This is a genomic window from Salinibacterium sp. GXW1014 (assembly GCF_044769865.1).
In the GTDB taxonomy this organism is placed as follows: Bacteria; Actinomycetota; Actinomycetes; order Actinomycetales; family Microbacteriaceae; genus Homoserinimonas.
Window position 1 is genome coordinate 240,780 of the sequence record NZ_JBIZWA010000001.1, and the last position, 16,312, is coordinate 257,091.

The following is a 16,312-nucleotide window of genomic DNA, read 5'->3' on the forward strand; positions in this document are numbered from 1 at the left end:
CCCGATCGACGGAGTCCCGCGCTTGATGCCTTTCGCCCTCATCCCTTGGCTTGACCCCGAGACCCTCATCACGGGCTTCGGGGCCTTTGCCCTCCTGGGCGTGTGCCTCATCGTCTTCTCTGAGACCGGACTGTTGGTCGGCTTCCTCCTTCCCGGTGACACGCTCCTCATCATCACGGGCGTGCTGACCTTCGCGGAGGTCATCGAGATGGACATCTGGTGGGTGTGCCTCGCGATCGGCGTCGCCGCCTTCCTGGGTGGCGAGGTCGGCTACCTGATCGGCCACAAGTTCGGCCCGAGCATCTTCGAGCGCAAGGAAAGCGGTGTCTTCAGCCGCGAGAACGTTGAGCGCACGAACGCCTTCTTCTCCAAGTTCGGCGGGCTTTCCGTCATCCTTGCCCGCTTCGTGCCCATCCTCCGCACCTTCGTGCCCGTCGCGGCGGGCATCGGCCACATGGACTACCGCAAATACTCGCTCTACAACGCGATCGGTGCCCTCATCTGGGGCGCCGGCCTCACGTTCCTGGGCTTCGTGCTCGGCTACATCCCGCCGGTGGAGCAGTTTGTGCGTCAGTACATCGATCTCATCCTGCTCATCGCGGTCGCGGCGACCGTGATCCCCACCGCGTTCCACTACTGGCGTTCGAGCCAGAAGGCGAAGCAGGCGCGCACGGCGGGCATCCCGACCCTCAATGCTGAAGACATCGTGCTCGACCCGGCCTACTTCGATCAGGACCCCAGCAACGACCCCGACAAGCGCTAACGCGAGATCCAGATCTCCCTGGCCGCCTCGTCGCCGACGTCGAGCTCGACGCCCTCCAGCACGATCGCGAGCGCGCCGCCGAACGGCTTGCGGCCAACCACCCTCACCCTCGCATCCAGGTCGAAACCTTCGGCCTCGAGGTAGCGCAGGAGATTGGGGTCACGGTCCCGGATGCGCACGATGCCGCCCTCGTGACCGTCGGGCGCCTCGGCCAGCAGCACGGCGGGCGGCATGACGACGCGGCCATCCGCACTCGGGATGGGGTCACCATGCGGGTCACGCACCGGCCGGCCCAGCTTCTCGAAGATAGCATCGAGCATGCGGTCGGAGACGGCGTGCTCGAGCACGTCGGCCTCCTCGTGCACCTCGTCCCAGCGGTAGCCGAACTCCTCCACGAGCCACGTCTCGATCAGGCGGTGCCGCCGCACCATGCGCAGCGCGAGGGTGCGCCCCTCCGCCGTGAGCGTGATCGCCCCGTAGGGCACATGATCGACGAGGCCGGATGCCGCGAGCTTCTTGACCATTTCCGTGACGGTCGACGCCGCGAGGCCCAGCCGTGCTGCGAGGGCCGACGGGGTTGCCGCTACGTCGTCCCACTCCCCGAAGGAGTAGATCGTCTTGACGTAGTCCTCGACCGCGATCCTCATGCCGCGACCGCCCTTCTCCGCCGCAGCGCCAGCGTCACGACTCCCCCGCGGGCGCCAAAGAGGTAGGCGAGCACGAAGGCGAGGGCTTGCGAGAGCACGACGGCGCCGCCCGTCGAGACGTCCAGGTAGAAGCTCGCGTAGACGCCAACCACGCTCGCACCGACCGTGACGAGCATGGCGAGCGCGAGCATCCGGTCGAAGCGTTTCGTGAGGAGGGATGCGGTCGCGCCGGGCGTGATGAGCATCGCGACGACGAGGATGATGCCGACCGCCTGCAGCGCGACGACGACCGTGAGCGCGAGCAGGCCGAGCAGGAGGGCCGAGAGCATGCGCGTGTTGAGGCCGATGGCGTTCGCGTGGCTGCGGTCGAAGGCGAGCAGGGTCAGGTCGCGGCGCTTGAGGAGCAGGATCGCGGATGCCACGGCGCCGATTACGACCACCTGCACGATGTCGGCATCGCTCACGCCAAGCACGTTGCCGAAGAGGATGTGGCCCAGGTCAGTCTGGCTCGGGGTCGCCGAGATGATGACGAGGCCGAGCGCGAAGAGCGAGGTGAAGACGACGCCGATCGCGGCATCCGATTTGATCTTCGTCGTCGCTCGCACGCCCCCGATGAGGGCGACGGCGCCGACCCCGAAGAGGAACGCGCCGACCGCGAAGGGCCAGCCGAGCAGGTAGCTCACGGCGACACCCGGCAGCACGGCGTGCGAGACGGCGTCGCCCATGAGCGACCAGCCGATGTGCACGAGCCAGGTCGAGAGGAGGGCGCAGGTGACGCCCGCGACGAGCGTCACGAGCAGCGCGCGGGTCATGAAGTCGAAGCGGAGCGGTTCGATGAGCCAGTCGATGATCACGGCAGCTCCACCCCCAGCCCGAAGGCCAGTGCCAGGCGTTCCGGCGCGAGCGCCTCGGCGGGCGTGCCCTGGAAGAGCACGCGCTTCTGCAGGAGCACGACCTCGTCGCAGAGCTCGGGCACCCCCGCGAGATCGTGCGTCGACACGAGGATGCCGCAGCCCTCCCCCGCGAGTTCACGCAGGAGCGTGATGATGGTGCGCTCCGAACCCTTGTCGACGCCAGCGAAGGGCTCGTCGAGCAGCATGAGCCCCGCCTCCTGCGCGATGCCGCGCGCGACGAACACGCGTTTGCGCTGGCCGCCGCTCAGCTCGCCGATCTGTCGGCCGGCGAATTCGGTCAGCCCGACGCGCTCGAGCGCCTGTTCGACGGCGGCCCTGTCTGCCGCCCGCACCCGCCGCGTGAAGCCCTGCCTGCCGTAGCGGCCCATCATGACGACGTCGGCAACCGAGACCGGGAAGTCCCAGTCGACCGCCTCCGACTGCGGCACATAGGAGACGCGATTCTCCCGTCGGGCGCGGGCGGGCTGCCCGCCGAAGAGACGGATGCTGCCCGCAACCGGCTTCACGGAGCCCATGAGCGCCCCAAATAGCGTCGACTTGCCCGAACCGTTCATGCCGAGCAGGCCGGTCACCCGCCCGGGGTGGAGCGTGAGGTCGACCCCGTCGAGCGCCACGACCTCGTCGTAGCGCACGGCCAGGCCGCGCACCTCGATCGCGGGCGCGGCAGCGGGCATCCGGGGCTCACTCACTTGTCAGGCCCTCGACGATCACGTCGATGTCGTGGCGCAGCAGGTCGAGGTAGCTCGGCACCGGGCCGCCGGGTTCGCTCAGCGAATCGACGTAGAGGTTCCCGCCGAAACGCGCGCCCGATTCGGATGCCACCTGCCGCATCGCCCCGTCGTTGACGGTCGTCTCGCAGAACACGGCAGGCACCTCGCGCTCCTCCACCAGCTGGATCGCGGCGCGCACCTGCTGCGGCGTGCCCTGCGTATCGCTGTTGACGGGCCAGAGGTATCCCTCCGTGAGCCCAAGGTCGCGGGCGAGGTAGCTGAAGGCGCCCTCGCAGGTCACGAGCACCCGCCGTTCCTCGGGCAGTTGCTCGATGGCAGCTTCCAGTTCGGCCGCGAGGTCGGCGAGTTGCGCCGAGTACTCGGCGGCCGCCGCGTCGAACTCCGCGGCCCGCTCGGGTACGAGGTCACCGAGCGCGACCGCGATATTGGCGACGTACTGCTGGCCGGCGACGGGCGACATCCAGGCGTGCGGGTTCGGCCGCCCCTCGTAGTCGCCGCCCGCGATATCGATGGGCTCGATGCCATCACTCAGCACGACGTGCGGCACGTCGATGCGCTCCACGAACTGCTCGAACCAGCGCTCGAGGCCGAGCCCGTTGTCGAGGATGAGGTCAGCGGATGCCGCATTCCTGAGGTCCGACGGCGTGGGCTCGTAGCCGTGGATCTCGGCGCCCACCTTCGTGATCGACTCGACCTCGACCGCGTCGCCGCCGACCGCGCGCACCATGTCGGCGATCACCGTGAAGGTCGTGAGGACCTGCGGCTTGCCAACCTCTGCGGGCTCGGTCTCCGAGGGAGTCGCCGCGCAGCCGCTGAGCAAGGCGACTGTGACTGCGGCCGCCCCAAGGAGGCGCATGCGTGGCAAGGCTTTCGGCATGCCGAAATATTATCCCACGGCCAGCCTCATCATCACCCCTCGCGCAGGCGCTCCCTCACCCGCGGCATGAGGGCACCGAAGGCCCGCGAGCGGTGGCTGATGGCGTTCTTCTCGTCGGCGCTCAACTCGGCCGACGCGACCTCCAGGCCCTCGGGCTTGAAGATCGGGTCGTAGCCGAAGCCGCCCGACCCCGCCGGCTCGTGCAGGATCGTGCCGGGCCACACGCCCAGCTCGGCGAACTCGACCTCGCCGTCGACGAAGGCGGCCGCGCACATGAAGTCGGCGCGACGGTCGCTCGCGTCGCCCAGGTTCGCGAGCAGCAGCCGGTAATTGTCGACGTCGTCTCGCGTTCCGGCGTAACGAGCGGAGCGGATGCCCGGCTCACCGCCCAACGCGGCGACACTGATGCCCGAGTCATCCGCTATCGCGGGCAAACCGGTGTGCTTGTGGGCCGCGCGCGCCTTGATGAGCGCATTGGCCTCGAAGGTGTCGCCATCCTCGACCGGCTCCGGGCCGTCGTAGCCGATGAGCTCGATGCCGTCGAGCTGGGCACCGAGGATGCGACGGAGCTCCGCAACCTTGTGCTGGTTGTGGGTCGCGAGGACGAGTGTGCGGGTCATGCCTCGAGCGCGGCCTTCTGCAGGGCGGTGAGGCTGTTCGTGCCCGCGAGCGCGAGGTCAAGCAGGGCGTCGAGCTCGGCGCGGTCGAAGGGGACCCCCTCCGCCGTGCCCTGCACCTCGATGAACTTGCCGGAGCCCGTCGCGACGACGTTCATGTCGGTGCCCGCGCGCACGTCCTCCGTGTAGGCGAGGTCGAGCATGGGCGTGCCGTCGATGATGCCGACCGAGACGGCCGCGAGGCTGTCGGTGAGGGGCGCCGCCTTCTGCGCGATGAACTTGCTCTGCTTGCCCCAGTCGAGCGCGTCGGCGAGCGCGACGTAGGCGCCCGTGATCGCGGCCGTGCGGGTGCCGCCGTCGGCCTGCAGCACGTCGCAGTCGATCATGATCGTGTTCTCGCCGAGCGCCTTCATGTCGACGACCGCGCGCAGGCTGCGGCCGATGAGTCGCGAGATCTCGTGGGTGCGTCCGCCGATCTTGCCCTTGACCGCCTCGCGGTCGTTGCGGCTGTTCGTCGCGCGCGGCAGCATCGAGTACTCGGCCGTGACCCAGCCCTTGCCCTTGCCGGTCATCCAGCGGGGCACGCCGTTGGTGAAGGATGCCGTGCACAGCACCTTCGTGTCGCCGAAGCTCACAAGGCAGCTGCCCTCCGCCTGCTTGCTCCATCCGCGCTCGAAGGTCACGGGGCGAAGCTGGTCGGGGGTGCGGGAATCGATGCGCAGGTCAGTCATGCCGCAATCCTCCCACGCTCGCGAACTGCGACCGCAGCCCGGCCGAGACGTGCTCCGGCCGGATTCCTCGCCCGACCACCCTCGCCATGACCCGTCGCGCGACGGGCAGCACGAACCGCAGCGCGAAGCGCACCGATGGAGGAAGCGGATTCGGAATCGTGAGACCCGCCCCTTCCCGCGCGATGCGTCGGTGTAGCTGCAGTTGCACCGGCTGGATGATCCGCACCGGCAACAATCGTCGTCGCTGCACGGCGGCGAGATCGCGCCGGCGGACTCGGCCGCTGCGCAACGCTGGTGCGAGGCGATTCGCCGCAGCGACGGCATCCTGGATCGCGAAGTTCACACCGACGCCGAATGCGGGCGACATGGCATGGGCCGCGTCGCCCAGGCACAGCACCCCTGGCCCGTGCCAGCGCGTGATCCTGTCGACCTGCACTGTCAGCAGTTTGATGGCGTCCCAGGAGACGAGCGAGTCGACGACGGATGCGACGGGCTGGGCGGTCTTCGCGATCCGCTCCCTGAAGGCGGCGAGCCCCGACTCCTGGATGGCCCCGTAGCTCCCCTTCCTGATGACCATGCCGGCCTGGTAGTAGCCCTCCCGCGGGATCGTCAGCACGAGCGTGGAACCGTCGAAGTAGCCGAGGGTGGCGGGCGCATCCGCGGGTCTCGGCAGCCGGAACCACAGCACATCCACATCGATGCCGAAACGTCGCACGGGCAGGCCAGCAAGCCTTCGCACGATCGAGCCGCGCCCGTCGGCGCCCACCGTGAGCACGGCCCTCACCGTGACATCCTCGCCGTCACGGCGGGCCGAGACGCCCCGCACGCGTCCGCCCTCGCGCAGCAGCCCCGTGACATCCGCGCCCGTGATCAGGCGAAAGTTCGGGAACTGCGCCGCCCGCGCGGCGATGAAGTTCAGGAAGTCCCACTGCGGCATGAGGGCAAGAAACTGCGCACCACTCGCCGGGAGCGTGCCGAAATCGACGGGCTGGATGCGATTGCCCCCGATCACGACATCGAGGGTCGTCACCTCGGTGTGCGGCAGCCTGAGGAACGCGTCTTTCAGGCCGAGCTCGTCGAGCAGGTCGATCGTGGATGGGTGGATCGTGTCGCCGCGAAAGTCGCGCAGGAAGTCCGCATGCTTCTCGAGCACGACGACGTCGACGCCAGCCCGGGCGAGAAGGTAGCCCAGCATGAGGCCGGCCGGCCCACCCCCGACGATGCAGCATGTCGTGTCGAGGGAGGCGGCCATGAGGGTCAGTCCTCGGTCGCTGTCGCGGTGATGGCGGCGCGGAAGTCCGCCGCGCGTTCCGCGAAGTTGCGGTAGATGCCGTAGCTGGGCGCGGCCGGCGAGAGGAGCACGAAGCCGCCTTCGGGCGTCAGCGCCCGCGCCTGGCGCACGGCATCCGCCATGTCGGCCGCGGTCGAGACCCGTTGGGCGGCGGGCATGAGCCCCGTCAGGCGCTCGCCGCTGCCTGGCAGGCCGATGACCGCCTCGATCGGATGCTCGGCCAGGTAGTCAGCCAGCGGCGCGTAGTCGACACCCCGGTCGGCCCCGCCGACGAGGAGCGTGAGCGGCGCGTCCGCGAAGGCGCGCATGGCCTCGATCGCGGCGTAGGGGCTGGTCGAGAGGGAGTCGTCGACGAAGGTGAGGCCCGAAGCATCCGGAATCTCCTCGAGCCGGTGCTCGAGCGGCGTGAACTCCGCGAGCACCGACGCGACGCGCTCGCGCTCAGCGACGAGATCGAGTCCGTCGCGTTCGACCGCGGCGAGCGCGAGGCACGCGTTGAGGGCGTTGTGCTCACCGCGGAGGGCGAGGGTCTCGCGCGGGAAGAGCCGCTCCGTGCCGCGAATGAACCAGCCGTCGGCGACGTGGAAGCTCTCCTCCAGCCCCACGAGCTCGGGCGCCATGAGGGGATGCCGCGCCGTCACCTCAGCCATGAGGCGCCCATCGGTGGCGTTGACGATCACGCGGCGGGGCTTGTGGGCGATGAGGTTGAGCTTGTCGCGGAAGTAGGCCTGCTCGCTGCCGTGCCAGTCGAGGTGCTCGGCGAACAGTGAGGTGACGACGGCCGTGTGCGGCGACACCGTCAGCCCCGCGCACTGGTAGCTCGACAGCTCGACGACGTAGCGCGGCGACTCCGGCAGCGACAGGAGCGGCACGCCGATGTTGCCGCCGAGCGCGGCAGGCCCGTGCAGCGCCGTCTCCAGGTGATGGATGAGGCTGCTCGTCGTGCTCTTGCCCTTGCTGCCCGTCACCGCGACGGTCTGCTCCGCGTGCTCGGCGAGCCACAGGCTCGTGCCCGTCGTCAGCTCGATGCCCGACTCCCGCACCCGCTGCAGCAGCGGATGCTGCGGGCTCACGCCGGGCGACGCGACGACGAGATCGATCGCCCCCTCGACGGCACCGACGTGCACGGGAACCCGCTCACCCCACACCTCGGTCCAGGCGGGTGCGGAGGCCGCGTCATCCGTGTAGGCGATGACGGATGTCGCGACCGGCGCCGCCAGCTCGGCGACCGCCTGCCCCTCACGGCCGGTACCGACGATGAGCACGCGGCGCCCGCGGAACGTCTCGGCCGCGCTCACAGCGGCACACCCGAATCGAGCAGGTCGCGCGCCTCGGCGTAGATGCTGGGCACGGGAGTCGCCGCGCGGTCGGCGAAGAGCGAGCGCTCCATCGCGGGGTCACCATCGAGCAGCTCGGGGGCCCGCTCGACGAGCGCCTTGACGACGGCGGAGTCCCACCACTCGGGCGAACGCGCGGCCAGGCTCATCGCGACGGTCGACTCCGCTTCCTCACCCACGCACTCGAAGGGCTTGTGCGCGTCGAGTCCCAAGAGGGAGGCGAAACCATCGGCAAGCTCGGGCTTGGCGAACATGTCGGTGCCGATGATGCCGACGAGGCGGTCGCGGGACATGAAGGGAGACAGCGCGAGGAACACGAACTGGCACTTGGCACACTCGCCGCACCAGCCGGGCTCGGCGCCCGAGAGGCGGAACGCCCGGTTGCAGCTCACGATCGCATCGTCATAGCGCTCGGTGCGGGCGAACTTGCCCGCGATGCGCAACTCCGTGAAGGGGCGCAGGAGCGAGAAGTAGGCCCCCCGCTCCCCGGTCTGCGCCTCGATCGCACCGGCGAGCAGCTGCTCGGCCTCGAGGCTCTTCGACCACTGGTGGTTGACGGGCTCGCCGTCCCAGACGAGGGTCGGCTCGGCGGCGGAGTTCTCGTTCGACATGACGACCGGCCCGAGCCCGAGCAGCCGTGCCTGCGCGAGCGCGATGAGGGAGTTCATGGCCGTGACGGGCACGTGACCGTTCAAGGCCCCCGCCGTGTTGAGTTCGAAGAGGGCGGGGTCGAGCGTGCGGGTGGCCGTCACGAAGGGCAGCCCGGCCGCCTCCGCGACGCGGCGCATGATCGCGTTGGGGTTGACCGAGAACTGGGTCACGTCGAGGCCCGCGAGCCGCAGCGACTCGACCGTCACGACCGAGTCCTTGCCCCCGCCGACGGGCGCGAGAGGCCGAGCGAGACGCTCCCCCTTGAGGTCGACGGATGCCCGCGGCGCCGCGGGCACGCCCGTCACCGTCACCGCGGTCTCCAGCAGCGCCGGCAGCCCTGCGCGGTAGGCGAACTCCGCGAGCCCGTGCCGCAGCGCCTGCTCCAGGAACGCGGCTCCCTCGGCCGCGAGACCGTCCACCGCCACCTCATAGACGGGTGGTGCAGCCGCCTTGTAGTAGCTGAGTCCCAGCACCGCACCCAGCAGGGGCAGGATGTCGCGGGCCGCCGCCCAGTCGGGCGTCACTCCGTCGGCCGGGGCCGAGAAGCCGATGCGCTCCGTGAAGCTCGAGGGTGAGGCATCCGCCCCCTCGCGCGGAACGAGCGTGAAGGTGAAATCAACCGCGCTCGCGGACTCGTCGACGCTGAAGCTGTCGAAGCGGAACGCCCCATAGGCGCTCGGGTCGAAGGGGCCTGCGGTGCTCACCGCAAAAGACTAGTCGACGGGCATCTGAGGTGGCCCGATCGCCCGCGTTAGGCTGGCCGGGTGAGCGACGCATCGACCGCCCTGCTGACCGACCAGTACGAACTGACGATGGTGGACGCCGCCCTGCGTGCCGGCACCAACGATCGGCCGTGCATCTTCGAGGCCTTCGCGCGTCGACTCCCCGGCGCCCGGCGCTACGGGGTGCTCGCGGGCACGGGCCGACTGCTCGAGCTCATCGAACGCTTCCGCTTCTCCGACGCGGAACTCTCCTGGCTGCGTGACAACAGCATCGTCTCCCCCGAGACGATTGACTGGCTGGCCGACTACCGCTTCTCGGGCGACATCCATGGATACCGGGAGGGCGAGGTCTACTTTCCGGGCTCGCCGCTGCTCGTCGTCGAGGGCAGCTTCGGCGAATGCGTCGTGCTCGAGACCCTCATCCTGAGCGTGCTCAACTACGACTCGGCCGTCGCCACGGCCGCCGCGCGCATGGTCGGCGCGGCCGCTGGCAAGCCCCTCGCCGAGATGGGCTCGCGCCGCACGGGGGAACGCAGCGCCATCGCGGCCGCCCGTGCCGCCTACATCGCCGGCTTCGCCTCGACGAGCAACCTCGAGGCGGGGCGCACCTGGGGCGTGCCGACCATGGGTACCGCCGCGCACTCCTTCACGCTCCTGCACGAGACCGAGGAAGAGGCCTTCCAGGCGCAGGTCGACGCACTCGGCCCCGGCACGACACTGCTCGTCGACACCTATGACGTGCACGCCGCCGTCGAGAAGGCCGTGCGCATCGCCGGCACGCAGCTCGGCGCCGTGCGGATCGACAGCGGGGACCTCCCCCAGCAGGTCGCGGCTGTTCGCGCCCAGCTCGACTCCCTCGGCGCGACCGAGACCCGCATCACGGTCACGAGCGACCTCGACGAATACACGATCGCCGCGATGTCGGCGACCCCCGTCGACTCCTTCGGCGTCGGCACCTCGGTCGTCACGGGTTCCGGCTCGCCCGCATCCGGCATGGTCTACAAGCTGGTGGCGCGACAGGATTCCAGCGGCGAGTGGATCTCCGTCGCGAAGAAGTCGGCCGACAAGGCAACCGTCGGTGGGCGCAAGTTCCCCGTGCGGCAGCTCGAGGACGGGGTTGCGACCGCCGAGGTCCTGCACACGGGCGCGGCCGAACACGACGGCCGCGAACTCCTCGTGCCGCTCATCGTTGACGGCGCGGTCGAACGGCAGTACCTCGGCGCGGAGGGCACCCGGCTGGCGCGCGAACACCGGGCCGCGGCCGTCGCAGAGCTCCCGCCCGCCGCGTCACGGCTCAGCCGCGGCGAGCCGGTACTCCCCACCGTCTACGCGTAGCCCCTTTCACAATTCAGGACTTGGCCCTCCCAATTCAGGACTTGGCCCTCCCAATTCAGGATCTGGCCTCAGCTTCTCCTGAGTTGTGAAAGCCAAGTCCTGAATTGAGAACGTCAGTCTTTGGGCGCGTGCGACTCCAGGAAGGCATAGACCTCGCTCTGGTCGATGCCCGTCAGCGTGCCTGAGGGCACCGCGGCGAGCAGCGAGGAGTTGAGGCTGGCGCTCGGGAGGGCGTGCTCGGCCCACTTGCTGGCGAGCTCTCCCGGCGGCTTGCGGCAGCACGCCGGGTCGGGGCACGACGACACCTGGCGGTGCTTGGTGTCGCGGCCGCGGAACCACTTGACGTTGGCGAAGGGCGTGCCGACGCTCACCGAGAAGGCGCCCTGGTGGGTCGTCTGGATGCTCGAGGTGCACCAGTACGTCCCGGCCGGCTTGTCGGTGTACTGGTGGTACGGGCTGAAGCGGTCATCGACGTCGAACACCTGCCGGGCGCTCCACCGGCGACACACGACCTGTCCCTCGACGGCGCCAAGGGCATCCGTCGGGAAGGCTGCGTTGTCGTTCTCGTAGGCCTTCGAGATCGTGCCCGACTCGTGCACCTTGAGAAAGTGCACGGGGATGCCGAGGTGCTGCGTCGAGAGGTTCGTGAAGCGGTGCGCCGCGGTCTCGTAGGTGACGGCGAAGGTGTCGCGAAGGTCTTCGACCGAGAGCTCCTTGGCGTTCTTCGCCGCCGTGAGGAACTCGACCGCGCCCGCCTCCGGCACCATGAGCGCCGCCGCGAGGTAGTTCGTCTCGACGCGCTGGCGAAGGAACTCCGTGTAGTCCTTCGGTTCCGTGATGCCGAGCACGTGGCCCGCGAGCGCCTGCAGCAGTGACGTGCGCGGGTCTCCCCCGGGGTTCATCTGCAGGTAGATGCGGCCGTGCTTGCGGTCGGTGACAGAACGAGTGGATGCCGGCAGATCCTTCACGTAGTGCAGCGAGAAACCGAGGTGGCTGGCGAGGTCGGAGGCGATGCGCTGTGAGAGGGGCCCGCCCGTGTGGCCGACGGCCGAGAGGAGTCTTGCTGCGGTCTCCTCGAGCTCGGGGAAGTAGTTGTTCTGGGTGCGCATCTGCTGGCGCAGCTCGGTGTTCGCCCTGCGTGCCTCCTCCGGTGTCGCGGCGCGCTGCCGGTGCAGGCGTTCCAGCTCGGCATGCAGCCCGAGGATCGTCTCGATGGCCTCATCGCTGAGCGACTTGCGCACAGGCAGGGGCGGCAGCCCGAGCGATGAGTAGAGGGGTCCACGCTGCGCGCGCTCGAGCGCGATCTCGAGTGCGGCGCGCTTGGAGGGTGCCTCGGTCGCGAGCAGTACCTCGAGCCCGACGCCGAGTGCGCGGGCGAGCGTCTGGAGGTCGCTGAGGCGGGGTTCGCGCTTGCCGTTCTCAAGCACGCTCACCTGGGAGGGTGCCCGGCCGATTGCCGCTCCGAGGTCGTCGAGCGTCATGCCGCGCTCCGTGCGGAGCTGGCGGATGCGCTTTCCGATCGTGAGGGCGTCGAGCGTCTCGTCGATGGGCGGGGCGAGCATGTCGGTCATGGATTCAGGGTGCCAGACAACCTTCTTCTATGCAACAGAAGAAGGGCAAATCTTCTGTCTCAGTTTGGCGGGAAGAGGTTTGATTCTTGGGTCAGAGTTGGGGAAAGCACCGGACGAAAGGTCACACCATGAACCCCACAATCGAGATCACGGGCCCCCAGCGGGACCGCTTCGACGAGATCCTCACCGACGAGGCCCTTGCGTTCGTGGCAGCACTCCACGCTCGCTTCAGCGGCCAGCGGCACGACCGACTCGCCGACCGGATGCAGCGGCGCTTCGACCTCGGCAATGGACGCGACCTGCGCTTCCTGCCCGAGACCGAGCACATCCGCAACGACGAGTCCTGGAAGGTCGCGGGCGCCGGCCCGGGCCTCGAGGACCGCCGCGTCGAGATCACGGGCCCGACCGACCGCAAGATGGCAATCAATGCGCTCAACTCGGGCGCCAACGTGTGGCTCGCCGACCAAGAGGACGCGACGAGCCCCACCTGGGCCAACGTCATCGGCGGCCAGATCACCCTCTACGACTTCCTCCGCGGCCAGCTCGACTACACGAGCCCCGAGGGCAAGACCTACGCGGTCACGGCCGAGCGCACCCCCACGATCGTGTTCCGCCCGCGGGGCTGGCACCTCGTCGAGAAGCACCTGCGCTTCATCGACCGCACGGGCATCAGCATGGCCGCATCCGGCAGCCTCGTCGACTTCGGCCTCTACTTCTTCCACAACGCGAAGAAGCTCATCGAACAGGGTCGCGGCCCCTACTTCTACCTGCCGAAGCTCGAGTCACACCTCGAGGCTCGCCTCTGGAACGAGGTGTTCTCGTTCTCCGAGGAGTACCTCGGCATCGAGCACGGCACGATCCGCGCCACGGTGCTCATCGAGACGATCCCCGCCGCCTTCGAGATGGAGGAGATCCTCTACGAGCTGCGCGACCACTGCGCAGGCCTCAACGCCGGCCGCTGGGACTACATCTTCTCGATCATCAAGAACTACCGCGGCCGCGGCCAGTGGTACGTCATGCCCGACCGCAACCAGATCACCATGACGGTGCCGTTCATGCGGGCCTACACCGAGCTGCTCGTGAGCACCTGCCACAAGCGCGGCGCCTTCGCGATCGGCGGCATGAGCGCCTTCATCCCCAACCGCCGCGACCCCGAGGTCACCGAGCGCGCCCTCGAGCAGGTCGCCGCCGACAAGCGCCGCGAGGCGAATGACGGCTTTGACGGCACCTGGGTCGCCCACCCCGACCTCATTCCGACCGCGAAGACGGAGTTCGACGCCGTGCTCGGCGACAAGCCCAACCAGGTCGACCGCCTGCGCGACGACGTGCACGTCACCCGCGACCAGCTGCTCGACATCCGCTCGATCGGCGGCACGGTGACGGATGCCGGACTCCGCGACAACGTCTCCATCGCCATCCGCTACATCGAGTCGTGGCTGCGCGGTGTCGGCGCCGCCGCGATCGACAACCTCATGGAGGACGCCGCGACGGCCGAGATCAGCCGCTCGCAGATCTGGCAGTGGATCCACCAGAACACCGTGACCGAGGAAGGCACCGTCATCTGCACGGAGGTCGTCGAGGGCATCATCGAGCGCCTCGGCCTTGAGCGCTTCGACGGCGACCGCTTCGACGACGCGATCGACGTCTTCCGCGAGGTCGCCCTCCGCGAGGAGTACCCGACCTTCCTCACGATCACCGCCTACACGCGCTACCTCGTCGAGGAACCGCAGCCCGTCGCATCCGCCTGACCCACACCAGCCCCATCCCACCAACGAAGGAATCAGCACCATGACCACGTATCAGGACGACATCGCGTCGATCGAGGCCCTCAAGCAGCAGTACGGCAGCAGCTGGGACGCCATCAACCCCGAGTCGGTCGCCCGCATGCGCGCCCAGAACCGTTTCAAGACGGGCCTCGAGATCGCCCAGTACACGGCAGACATCATGCGCCGCGACATGGCCGAGTACGACGCCGACTCCTCCGTCTACACGCAGTCCCTCGGCGTGTGGCACGGCTTCATCGGCCAGCAGAAGCTCATCTCGATCAAGAAGCACCTCAAGAGCACCAACAAGCGCTACCTGTACCTCTCGGGATGGATGGTCGCGGCGCTTCGCTCGGAGTTCGGCCCGCTGCCCGACCAGTCGATGCACGAGAAGACGGCCGTTCCCGCGCTGATCGAGGAGCTCTACACCTTCCTGCGCCAGGCGGATGCTCGCGAGCTCGACCTGCTCTTCACGAAGCTTGACGCCGCCCGCTCGGCCGGCGACGAGACCTCGGTCGAGCTCATTCAGTCGCAGATCGACAACTACGAGACGCACGTCGTGCCGATCATCGCCGACATCGACGCCGGCTTCGGCAACCCGGAGGCGACCTACCTCCTCGCCAAGAAGATGATCGAGGCTGGCGCGTGTGCCATCCAGATCGAGAACCAGGTATCCGACGAGAAGCAGTGCGGCCACCAGGACGGCAAGGTCACGGTTCCCCACGAGGACTTCATCGCCAAGATCAACGCCGTGCGCTACGCGTTCCTCGAGCTCGGCATCGACAACGGCGTGATCGTCGCCCGCACCGACTCGCTCGGCGCCGGCCTCACCCAGAAGCTCGCCGTCACGCAGACGCCCGGCGACCTGGGCGACCAGTACAACTCCTTCCTTGACGTCGAGGAGATCTCGGAGTCCGAGCTCGGCAACGGCGATGTCGTCATGAAGCGCGACGGCAAGCTGCTGCGCCCGAAGCGCCTCGCGAGCAACCTCTACCAGTTCCGCCAGGGCACGGGTGAGGCTCGCTGCGTGCTCGACTGCATCACCTCGCTGCAGAACGGTGCCGACCTGCTGTGGATCGAGACCGAGAAGCCGCACGTGGGCCAGATCGCCGGCATGGTCGACGAGGTGCGCAAGGTGTTCCCCAACGCCAAGCTCGTCTACAACAACAGCCCGTCGTTCAACTGGACCCTCAACTTCCGCCAGCAGGCCTTCGACAAGATGGTCGAAGAGGGCAAGGATGTTTCGGCCTACGACCGCGACAAGCTCATGAGCGTCGAGTACGACGAGACCGAGCTCGCGACGACCGCCGACGAGATGATCCGCAACTTCCAGAAGGAGGGCTCGGCGAAGGCCGGCATCTTCCACCACCTCATCACCCTGCCGACGTACCACACGGCTGCGCTGTCGACGGATGACCTTGCCAAGGGTTACTTCGCCGACCAGGGCATGCTCGCCTACGTCAAGGGCGTGCAGCGTCGCGAGATCCGTGAGGGAATCGCGACCGTCAAGCACCAGAACATGGCTGGCTCCGACATCGGCGACAACCACAAGGAGTACTTCGCGGGTGACGCGGCCCTCAAGGCCGGCGGCCAGAACAACACGATGAACCAGTTCTAGTCCTTCGCCAGAACTGAAGAAGCCCCGGCCTCGGCCGGGGCTTCTTTCGTCGTTGAGGAGGGAGGGTCAGGAGCGCAGCGCCGCTTCGACCCAGTCGAGCGCAGCCTTCTCGTCGACGCCGAGCCGGCGCACATCGGCCGCGAACTGTCGTGCGAGTTCCTGCACCCGGCGCTCCGAGGCATCCCCCGTCGCGGCGACGAAGGTGCCGGCGCGGCCGCGCGTCTCGATGATGCCGTCTGCCTCGAGCTCGCGATAGGCGCGCGCGACCGTGTTGGCCGCGACCCCGAGGTCGGCAGCGAGGCCGCGAACCGTCGGCAGCTTCGCACCCGAGGGGAGACGCCCGCTCTTGACCTGCTCGATGACCTGCCCCCGCAACTGTTCGAAGGGCGGGGTGGACGAGGTGGGGTCGATGCGGAACACGGTGGCTACTTCTTCATCGACTCGTAGATTTCCTTGCACACGGGGCACACGGGGAACTTCTGGGGATCGCGCCCTGGCGTCCACACCTTGCCGCACAGGGCGATGACGGGCCGACCCGTGAGGGCCGACTTCATGATCTTGTCCTTGTTGACGTAGTGGGAGTAGCGCTCGTGATCGCCGTCTTCCACCTGCTCCTGGTTGAGGAGTTCTTCAAGCTCGCGGTCGAGGGTGTCGGTGCCGCCGCCGGTGTGCTCTGTGTCGCTCATGGCATCAATGGTAGGCGTTCCGAGCCGCCTCAGCGCCGACAAGATCAGGCCACCGTCA

Annotated in this window: 16 protein-coding genes; 4 read left to right on the forward strand and 12 right to left on the reverse strand. The window is 68.6% G+C overall.

Features of this window, described 5'->3' with window-relative positions; genetic code table 11:
- Positions 1 to 25: 25 nt before the first annotated feature.
- On the forward strand, positions 26 to 763 hold the full coding sequence (locus tag ACIQK7_RS01165; protein ID WP_403020405.1) for a DedA family protein: 738 nt from the start codon (positions 26 to 28) through the stop codon (positions 761 to 763).
- On the opposite strand, the gene ACIQK7_RS01170 is transcribed toward ACIQK7_RS01165, so the two are convergent.
- From ACIQK7_RS01170 to ACIQK7_RS01210, 9 genes are read right to left on the reverse strand one after another with little or no spacing between them, the layout of a single operon-like run.
- Positions 760 to 1,410 carry a metal-dependent transcriptional regulator gene (locus ACIQK7_RS01170; protein WP_403020408.1) on the reverse strand — a complete coding sequence of 217 codons (651 nt, stop codon included), beginning with the start codon at positions 1,408 to 1,410 and terminating at the stop codon, positions 760 to 762. The two genes, ACIQK7_RS01165 and ACIQK7_RS01170, sit on opposite strands and share 4 nt — an antisense overlap.
- Positions 1,407 to 2,258, reverse strand: coding sequence for a metal ABC transporter permease (locus ACIQK7_RS01175; protein ID WP_403023906.1), 852 nt, complete (start codon positions 2,256 to 2,258; stop codon positions 1,407 to 1,409). Before ACIQK7_RS01175 ends, ACIQK7_RS01170 begins: the two co-directional genes overlap by 4 nt.
- 2 nt (positions 2,259 to 2,260) lie before the next feature.
- Entirely contained in the window at positions 2,261 to 2,998 is a 738-nt protein-coding gene (locus tag ACIQK7_RS01180) for a metal ABC transporter ATP-binding protein (protein ID WP_403020410.1), read from the reverse strand.
- Positions 2,999 to 3,005: 7 nt separating this feature from the next.
- Positions 3,006 to 3,932: a metal ABC transporter substrate-binding protein gene (locus ACIQK7_RS01185; RefSeq protein WP_403020412.1), complete on the reverse strand. Its 927-nt coding sequence runs from the start codon at positions 3,930 to 3,932 to the stop codon at positions 3,006 to 3,008.
- 32 nt (positions 3,933 to 3,964) lie between these two features.
- Positions 3,965 to 4,552 (reverse strand): RdgB/HAM1 family non-canonical purine NTP pyrophosphatase, encoded by a 588-nt coding sequence (rdgB, locus tag ACIQK7_RS01190; protein WP_403020414.1) that lies wholly within the window; start codon positions 4,550 to 4,552, stop codon positions 3,965 to 3,967.
- The gene (gene rph / locus ACIQK7_RS01195; protein ID WP_403020416.1) at positions 4,549 to 5,280 is read right to left on the reverse strand and encodes a ribonuclease PH; all 732 of its coding nucleotides are present in this window, start codon (positions 5,278 to 5,280) and stop codon (positions 4,549 to 4,551) included. The genes rdgB and rph overlap by 4 nt, the downstream gene beginning before the upstream one ends.
- Positions 5,273 to 6,532 (reverse strand): FAD-dependent oxidoreductase, encoded by a 1,260-nt coding sequence (locus tag ACIQK7_RS01200; RefSeq protein WP_403020418.1) that lies wholly within the window; start codon positions 6,530 to 6,532, stop codon positions 5,273 to 5,275. Before ACIQK7_RS01200 ends, rph begins: the two co-directional genes overlap by 8 nt.
- Before the next feature lie 5 nt (positions 6,533 to 6,537).
- Positions 6,538 to 7,869 carry a UDP-N-acetylmuramoyl-L-alanine--D-glutamate ligase gene (gene murD / locus ACIQK7_RS01205; RefSeq protein ID WP_403020420.1) on the reverse strand — a complete coding sequence of 444 codons (1,332 nt, stop codon included), beginning with the start codon at positions 7,867 to 7,869 and terminating at the stop codon, positions 6,538 to 6,540.
- The gene (locus ACIQK7_RS01210) at positions 7,866 to 9,263 is read right to left on the reverse strand and encodes a hypothetical protein (RefSeq protein WP_403020421.1); all 1,398 of its coding nucleotides are present in this window, start codon (positions 9,261 to 9,263) and stop codon (positions 7,866 to 7,868) included. Before ACIQK7_RS01210 ends, murD begins: the two co-directional genes overlap by 4 nt.
- A gap of 108 nt (positions 9,264 to 9,371) precedes the next feature.
- Here ACIQK7_RS01210 and ACIQK7_RS01215 point away from each other — a divergent pair, with 108 nt between their 5' ends.
- Positions 9,372 to 10,616, forward strand: coding sequence for a nicotinate phosphoribosyltransferase (locus tag ACIQK7_RS01215; protein ID WP_403023909.1), 1,245 nt, complete (start codon positions 9,372 to 9,374; stop codon positions 10,614 to 10,616).
- Between the two features lie 113 nt (positions 10,617 to 10,729).
- Here ACIQK7_RS01215 and ACIQK7_RS01220 read toward each other — a convergent pair whose 3' ends face one another.
- A complete protein-coding gene (locus tag ACIQK7_RS01220) occupies positions 10,730 to 12,187 on the reverse strand; it encodes a helix-turn-helix domain-containing protein (protein ID WP_403020423.1) in 1,458 nt (485 codons plus the stop codon).
- 128 nt (positions 12,188 to 12,315) lie between these two features.
- Here ACIQK7_RS01220 and aceB point away from each other — a divergent pair, with 128 nt between their 5' ends.
- Positions 12,316 to 13,935, forward strand: coding sequence for a malate synthase A (aceB, locus tag ACIQK7_RS01225; protein WP_403020425.1), 1,620 nt, complete (start codon positions 12,316 to 12,318; stop codon positions 13,933 to 13,935).
- Positions 13,936 to 13,975: 40 nt separating this feature from the next.
- Positions 13,976 to 15,568, forward strand: coding sequence for an isocitrate lyase (locus ACIQK7_RS01230; RefSeq protein ID WP_403020427.1), 1,593 nt, complete (start codon positions 13,976 to 13,978; stop codon positions 15,566 to 15,568).
- A gap of 66 nt (positions 15,569 to 15,634) precedes the next feature.
- Here the strand turns inward: ACIQK7_RS01230 and ACIQK7_RS01235 are convergent, their stop codons facing one another.
- Both ACIQK7_RS01235 and ACIQK7_RS01240 read right to left on the reverse strand, forming a co-directional pair.
- Positions 15,635 to 15,988, reverse strand: a complete 354-nt coding sequence (locus tag ACIQK7_RS01235; RefSeq protein WP_403020429.1) for a GntR family transcriptional regulator — start codon at positions 15,986 to 15,988, stop codon at positions 15,635 to 15,637.
- Between the two features lie 5 nt (positions 15,989 to 15,993).
- On the reverse strand, positions 15,994 to 16,254 hold the full coding sequence (locus ACIQK7_RS01240; protein WP_147722015.1) for a DUF3039 domain-containing protein: 261 nt from the start codon (positions 16,252 to 16,254) through the stop codon (positions 15,994 to 15,996).
- Positions 16,255 to 16,312 lie beyond the last annotated feature (58 nt).

What these genes read in the sequence shown, in the direction of transcription:
- aceB (WP_403020425.1), top strand. Translation starts at nt 12,316, where the DNA reads ATGAACCCCACAATCGAGATCACGGGCCCCCAGCGGGACCGCTTCGAC.
- rph (WP_403020416.1), bottom strand. Translation starts at nt 5,280, where the DNA reads ATGACTGACCTGCGCATCGATTCCCGCACCCCCGACCAGCTTCGCCCC.
- ACIQK7_RS01220 (WP_403020423.1), bottom strand. Translation starts at nt 12,187, where the DNA reads ATGACCGACATGCTCGCCCCGCCCATCGACGAGACGCTCGACGCCCTC.
- ACIQK7_RS01230 (WP_403020427.1), top strand. Translation starts at nt 13,976, where the DNA reads ATGACCACGTATCAGGACGACATCGCGTCGATCGAGGCCCTCAAGCAG.
- ACIQK7_RS01170 (WP_403020408.1), bottom strand. Translation starts at nt 1,410, where the DNA reads ATGAGGATCGCGGTCGAGGACTACGTCAAGACGATCTACTCCTTCGGG.
- ACIQK7_RS01185 (WP_403020412.1), bottom strand. Translation starts at nt 3,932, where the DNA reads ATGCCGAAAGCCTTGCCACGCATGCGCCTCCTTGGGGCGGCCGCAGTC.
- ACIQK7_RS01200 (WP_403020418.1), bottom strand. Translation starts at nt 6,532, where the DNA reads ATGGCCGCCTCCCTCGACACGACATGCTGCATCGTCGGGGGTGGGCCG.
- ACIQK7_RS01215 (WP_403023909.1), top strand. Translation starts at nt 9,372, where the DNA reads ATGGTGGACGCCGCCCTGCGTGCCGGCACCAACGATCGGCCGTGCATC.
- ACIQK7_RS01180 (WP_403020410.1), bottom strand. Translation starts at nt 2,998, where the DNA reads ATGCCCGCTGCCGCGCCCGCGATCGAGGTGCGCGGCCTGGCCGTGCGC.
- rdgB (WP_403020414.1), bottom strand. Translation starts at nt 4,552, where the DNA reads ATGACCCGCACACTCGTCCTCGCGACCCACAACCAGCACAAGGTTGCG.
- ACIQK7_RS01240 (WP_147722015.1), bottom strand. Translation starts at nt 16,254, where the DNA reads ATGAGCGACACAGAGCACACCGGCGGCGGCACCGACACCCTCGACCGC.
- ACIQK7_RS01165 (WP_403020405.1), top strand. Translation starts at nt 26, where the DNA reads ATGCCTTTCGCCCTCATCCCTTGGCTTGACCCCGAGACCCTCATCACG.